Below are 6,000 nucleotides of genomic sequence, written 5' to 3' on the forward strand. Positions count from 1 at the left end.
CAGCACCGCCATAATAGCTTATAATAGCTACTGTGTCAGCGCCGGCGTAGCTCAATTGGCAGAGCAGCTGACTTGTAATCAGCAGGTTGCGGGTTCGAGTCCCATCGCCGGCTCCAACTGAGAAGCGATACCCACATCTAAATATGGAGGGGTTCCCGAGTGGCTAAAGGGAGCAGACTGTAAATCTGCCGTCGACGACTTCGCTGGTTCGAATCCAGCCCCCTCCACCATCGCTTTTAAGCTGGGGCCCTGGCCGTTTGACAAAGGGCTCCTGATATGATATAATAAGCTTTGTCGATATCGCGGGGTAGAGCAGTTGGTAGCTCGTCGGGCTCATAACCCGAAGGTCAGGGGTTCAAATCCCCTCCCCGCAACCAAAGAAATCAATCCTCGCAAGCAATTGCGGGGTTTTTTAATTTCCCGGACATAGCCCTGTGTCAATTCTTGCCACTAATGTGTATTATGGGTAAAAAGGATTTGCTGAAAATGCAGCATCTTGTGGCAAAGGAAAGGCCGGCTATGTTAAGACAGCAGTTTTATTTTGAAAACAATTGGTATTACGTTACGGATCCTTGGGCGCTGGTGGATCTGCAGGTTCACGGTAAAGATATTACTTATTTTGTCCCCTACTGGTTTGGTGCAACCGAGCAGGGGACCCTGAGTGACCAGTCCGACCCCGATACCCTGGCGACGCTGCAGCAATTGGGCCTGCCTGTGGTGGCTTTAGTCTATAATTTGGCCGGAGCCATTCACAAGATTTTGACCATCCCCAGCCTGCGCCAGACTCTTATAACAAACATTTTAAATATGCTCCTTAGTAAAAGGTTTATTGGCGTGAATGTGGACTTTGAATTTGTGCCGCCGGAAGACAGACAGTATTTGACTATGTTTATGGCAGAGCTTTATGCGGCATTAAAACCGTATGGGCTTTTGGTTACCATATCCGTTCCTCCTGAACTTAAAGACGATCCGGCCCACCCATTTTCGGGGGCGTTCAGCTACTCCGACCTGGCCAGGTACAGCGACCAGCTGTATCTCCTGGCTTACGATGAACATGTCGCAATTCCCGGTCCCATCGCCTCTTACGGCTTTGTCCGTCAAGTGCTGACCTATGCCTTGTCCGTGATACCACGGGAAAAGATTCGTCTGGGAATGGCCGTGTACGGGCGTGATTGGTCCCCCGGGACAGAACTTCCCAGGGAACTGTCCTTCGAAGAAGCTATAACCACCGCCTCCCGCCATGGAGTTGCCATCCGCTATGATGAAGAGGCGCAGGAATCAACCTACACCTACACGGCAAATGGAGTAAACCATATTGTCTGGTTTGAAGATGTGAGGAGCTTTGCAGTAAAACTAAACCTGGCTTTTCAAGAAGGGATAATGGGTATAGCTGTGTGGAGGCTGGGTCTGGAGGATCCGCGAATTTGGGAATTGCTGAGGATGTGCTGAAAGCTGATTGTTACTAAGAAGGAGCTATCCCCACAGCAGACCGCTATATTACCGTCATTGAAACTAACACCAAGCTTCCCAAAGGATTGGGGCGCTTGGTGTTGAGCTTTTATTGCAATATTTCACATAATCGTTCCCAAAATACTGATTAACGCTACGACAAGGATAATTAAAATAAGCGCATTAATCAAACTAATCCCTCCAGCAGCCTTTTAAAACAGCCTACCAGCAATTTATTAAAAATCCATTAAAGAAAATTTAAATTTCTCTCAATTATTGTAAGCGATTACAGCGCTTTGTTCTATTATTGACATATGTTCAATATTATTTATATAATTATTCATGTGGAACTGCCCCGGCAAGTATTCTGTTGACCCGCACCCTTTCAGCGCTGTATGATGGGGGAAAATTGAGAATTATAATATAGAGTCTTTTAAGTAAAGAGGTGATCGCATGCCTAGACCTCCAAAATGCAGGAGAGTGGAGCAGTTTCCCATGGTTACCTGCTTTAAGCCTGCGGGAATACCGAGTACAGAACTTGATGAGGTTGTTATTTCTGTGGAAGAAATTGAGGCTATCCGGCTTAGAGATCTACTGGAGCTGGAGCATGAAGAATGCGCCGAAAAGATGTTGGTCTCGCGGCCTACCTTTCACCGCATCCTGGCCTCGGCCAGAAAAAAAATTGCATTTGCTCTGATTAATGGGTCAGCCTTGAAAGTAACCGGAGGCAGCTTTAAATTGGCCCAACACAAACTGGAGTGCCGCCGTTGCGGTCATCAATGGGTGGGAACAGTCTGCTGCAGGCGCACTGTTTGCCCGGCCTGCGCCCAAAAGGACTGGCAGATAACTGAGTAAAGCAAAAGTCAATTAACAAGGGAGTCAAAGAAGATGAAAATTGCGATGCCTTACCTGAATGGGATGGTAGATGACTATTTTGGCAGAAATGGTGAATTCGTCATTATTGAAGCGGATGACGGTATGATCACCGGCAAAAAAATTATCACCAGCGAAACCGCTCTGGGAGACCTGGTGGGTATGTTTCAGAACGAAGGGGTGGAGGTCGTTATCGCCAATGTGATCAGCCGCCCGTTGGTGGAAATGTTTTTTTACAACAGCATACGGGTTATCACCAGAGCCTCCGGTGAGGTAGAACAGGTTGCCAAGGATTTCCTCAGCGGCGAACTGCTAACTGGGGCCGCTTGTCGAAGTGGTGGAAACCACGCCCGCTAGGAGGCAGGGGGAAGCAGGGGGACGGTTCTTTTGCTTCCGAAAAAAGGAAGCAAAAGAACCGTCCCCCTGCTTCCTTTATTTATAAAATTTTACACAAAAACAAGGAGTTCCTGATTTTTTGCTGAATTTACCTGGATAAGGAAATATTTTGCCAAAATATCGGAGGACGCCTTGAGCAACCAAAGTTTGCACAGCTTTATCTTGGAGCAGTCATTTGACGGAATTGCTTTTGCCGACGAGCAGGGAGGATTTCTCGAATGGAACAGTAGTTTGGAACATATTACGGGGCTAAAGCGCAGCGAGGTAGTGGGACGCCCTTGTTGGGATGTTTATTTCCAATTATTGTCAAGTGAGGCTAAAACAACGGCCTTATACGAAAGGCTCAAAACAAACATCTTGCATATGCTGGAGACCGGGCTATCCCCGGCCATGGGCGAAGCAGCTATTCAGTGGCCCGACGGAATACGCAAAATTATCCAGATGACGGCTTTTTCCATCATGACCGCCAAAGGCTACATGTTGGGAATAATTGTACGAGACATTACCAGGCTCAAGCTGTTGGATAATGAACTACAACAAGGCCGGGCCTGGCTTGAGCAAATGGCGCTCGATCGTACAGCCGGGTATAAAAAGCTCAACCGGCAGCTTTCGTTGGAAATAGTAAAGCGCAGGCAGGTTGAGGAAGCCCTTTCGCGGCAGTTGGAGATAAGCCTGGCTATCACCGAACTCTCACGCAAGCTTCTATCGCCTGCCGCGATTGAGGATATTTCCATCCTGGTGCTGGATCATGCCAAGCGCCTTACCGGCAGCAAATACGGTTATGTCGGCTATATCGAGCCTGAGACGGGTTATCTCATTTGTTGTACCATGACCAGGGATATCTGGGATAACTGTAAGGTTAAAGACAAGGACATTGTCTACAAGCGCTTTGGTGATTTGGGCGGGTGGGTCATCCGGAACAAAAAATCACTGCTTACCAACACCCCTGCTCAAGACCCGCGTTCAGCAGGAACGCCTCCCGGCCATATCCCCATCGACCGTGTAATCGCCGCTCCGGCTATTTTTAACGAAATGCTGGTTGGACTCGTCACTCTGGCCAATTCACCCCGCGATTACAGGGAGCAGGATCTGGCGCTGATCGAGCGCCTGGCGGATCTCTACGCCATTGCCGTTCACCGCAAGCGCTCCGAAGATGCCCTCCGCATCTCGGAGGCCAACTACCGGGCAATATTCGACGGGGCCGATGACGCCATTCTGGTGCATGATCTGCACACCGGCGTCGTTACCGATGTCAACCAAAAAGCCTGTCAACTGTTCGGCTGCAAGCCGCTGGAGAGCAGCCCGGATCTGGACGGCCGGCTCATCAACCTGCCGCAGTACGCCCGGGATAGTGCGGCAAGGTGGATGGCGGAGGCCGCCAAAGGGGAACCGCTGCTTTTTGAGAGTGTGCTGAAGGATAGTGACGGGGCGTCCTTGTCAATTGAAGTAAGCTTAAAACGGGCCGTCATCGGGGGAAAGGAAAGCGCGGTGGCTATCGTCAGGGACATTACCAGGCGAAGGCAGGTGGAAAGGGAAATGGTCCGCCTGGACCGGCTCCACCTTGTCGGCGAAATGGCCGCCAGCTTCGGCCACGAAATCAGAAACCCGATGACGTCGGTGCGCGGTCTTTTACAGGTTTTGAGGGGTAAACCCGAGTGTCTCAAATATAAAGAGTACCTTGATTTGATGATTGAGGAACTGGACCGGGCCAATTCAATTATTCAGGAATTTCTCTCTCTGGCCAAGGACAGGGCGGTACTCTTTAAGGTCCAGAGCCTGAACGCAATTATAGAAGCCGTTTTCCCGTTAATTCTTGCAAGCGCGCTGATCCAGGACAAGTACGCCGAAGTTGATCTTGGAGATATTCCGGATATGCCCTTCGATGAAAAAGAAATACGCCAGGTTATTTTAAACCTGGTGCGCAACGGGCTGGAGGCAATGCCCCCCGGGGGCTGCCTGACTATAAGGACTTTTACCGAGGGCAATGAGGTGGTCCTGTCGGTCCAGGATCAGGGCACGGGAATAGGACCTGACATCATTGAGAAAATCGGCAACCCGTTTTTCACTACCAAGGAGCAGGGCACCGGGCTGGGGTTGGCGGTTTGTTACAGTATTGCCGCGCGCCACGGGGCGACAATAAAGATTGAGACCGGCTCCGAAGGCTCCACCTTTTTCTTCAGGTTCCCTCGTCCGGACAACGCGGGGCAGTAACTGCCCTGAAAACATTTCGGCCGCTGCAATGCCGCTCAAATGTAGGTGCGAATTCATTCGCAATGCTCTTAAGATATGCAGTGTGAAAAGGCCTCACCCACATAGCTGAGTTTTAATTCTCTAAAGATACCGTGTCTTACCAACTCCTTGATAATGTCGCGGGTTAGCTGCATTATTGTTAAGTTTTCTTCTTCTACGGGCGACTCGTCAGATGTGAAACTGCTGCCAAACTCGAGGCAAAATAACCAGAGAAACCTTGCTTGACAAATGTCGCGATGATATGCTACTCTATATTCTGCGGGGCCGGTAAGTTACCGTGTTCAAGGCCCCTTTTATAATGCCGCTATAGCTCAGTAGGTAGAGCGCATCCTTGGTAAGGATGAGGTCACCGGTTCAATCCCGGTTAGCGGCTCCAAATTCAGAGGTCAGACGTCAGAAATCAGACATCCGGCCTCCGACGACTGGCAACCGAATATGGCGGCGTAGCTCAGCTGGTTAGAGCACACGGTTCATACCCGTGGTGTCCGGGGTTCAAGTCCCTGCGCCGCTACCATGCAGATAACAGGCGGGTGATGATAATAATCACCTGTCTTTATTTTTCTGTGCGGGGAGGATTTTTGCCCATAACGCAGAATTAATTATCGTTTTCCACAGTATGGTATAAGTTTAAACAGGTGTGGGAATAATTTAAAATCATGTAAATTACTGGTTGTGAATGTGTAAGGAGGTTTAAAAGACCAATGGCAAAGCAAAAGTACGAACGCACCAAACCCCACGTTAATATCGGAACCATCGGCCACGTAGACCACGGCAAGACCACACTTACCGCCGCCATTACCATGGTGCTGTCTACCGTAGGCGGCGCGTCAGTCAAAAAGTACGATGAAATCGACAACGCTCCTGAAGAGCGCGCCCGTGGCATCACGATCAACACCGCCCACGTTGAATACGAAACAGAAAAACGGCACTATGCCCACGTTGACTGCCCGGGCCACGCCGACTACATCAAGAACATGATCACCGGCGCCGCCCAGATGGACGGATCGATCCTGGTCGTATCCGCCGCTGACG

Annotated in this window: 5 protein-coding genes and 5 tRNA genes; all 10 read left to right on the forward strand. The window is 49.9% G+C overall.

Going from position 1 to position 6,000, the window contains the following annotated elements; translation table 11 throughout:
- Window positions 1-40 precede the first annotated feature (40 nt).
- Window positions 41-116: transfer RNA gene (locus tag Psfp_RS17435), tRNA-Thr, on the forward strand.
- A 29-nt stretch (window positions 117-145) separates the two neighbouring features.
- A tRNA-Tyr gene (locus tag Psfp_RS17440) sits at window positions 146-230 on the forward strand.
- Window positions 231-301: 71 nt separating this feature from the next.
- Window positions 302-377: transfer RNA gene (locus tag Psfp_RS17445), tRNA-Met, on the forward strand.
- A gap of 85 nt (window positions 378-462) precedes the next feature.
- Window positions 463-1,449, forward strand: coding sequence for a glycosyl hydrolase family 18 protein (locus Psfp_RS17450; RefSeq protein WP_243120764.1), 987 nt, complete (start codon window positions 463-465; stop codon window positions 1,447-1,449).
- 453 nt (window positions 1,450-1,902) lie between these two features.
- Entirely contained in the window at window positions 1,903-2,304 is a 402-nt protein-coding gene (locus Psfp_RS17455; RefSeq protein ID WP_134219802.1) for a DUF134 domain-containing protein, read from the forward strand.
- A gap of 33 nt (window positions 2,305-2,337) precedes the next feature.
- Window positions 2,338-2,679 (forward strand): NifB/NifX family molybdenum-iron cluster-binding protein, encoded by a 342-nt coding sequence (locus tag Psfp_RS17460; protein WP_134219803.1) that lies wholly within the window; start codon window positions 2,338-2,340, stop codon window positions 2,677-2,679.
- A 171-nt stretch (window positions 2,680-2,850) separates the two neighbouring features.
- Window positions 2,851-4,929 carry a PAS domain S-box protein gene (locus Psfp_RS17465; RefSeq protein ID WP_134219804.1) on the forward strand — a complete coding sequence of 693 codons (2,079 nt, stop codon included), beginning with the start codon at window positions 2,851-2,853 and terminating at the stop codon, window positions 4,927-4,929.
- A gap of 339 nt (window positions 4,930-5,268) precedes the next feature.
- A tRNA-Thr gene (locus tag Psfp_RS17470) sits at window positions 5,269-5,344 on the forward strand.
- 61 nt (window positions 5,345-5,405) lie between these two features.
- Window positions 5,406-5,482: transfer RNA gene (locus Psfp_RS17475), tRNA-Met, on the forward strand.
- 187 nt (window positions 5,483-5,669) lie between these two features.
- A partial coding sequence (locus tag Psfp_RS17480; protein ID WP_192895508.1) for a GTP-binding protein occupies window positions 5,670-6,000 on the forward strand: 331 nt, incomplete at its 3' end.

It is taken from the genome of Pelotomaculum sp. FP (assembly GCF_004369245.1).
In the GTDB taxonomy this organism is placed as follows: Bacteria; Bacillota; Desulfotomaculia; order Desulfotomaculales; family Pelotomaculaceae; genus Pelotomaculum_C; species Pelotomaculum_C schinkii.

What these genes read in the sequence shown, in the direction of transcription:
- Psfp_RS17450 (WP_243120764.1), top strand. Translation starts at nt 463, where the DNA reads ATGGGTAAAAAGGATTTGCTGAAAATGCAGCATCTTGTGGCAAAGGAA.
- Psfp_RS17455 (WP_134219802.1), top strand. Translation starts at nt 1,903, where the DNA reads ATGCCTAGACCTCCAAAATGCAGGAGAGTGGAGCAGTTTCCCATGGTT.
- Psfp_RS17460 (WP_134219803.1), top strand. Translation starts at nt 2,338, where the DNA reads ATGAAAATTGCGATGCCTTACCTGAATGGGATGGTAGATGACTATTTT.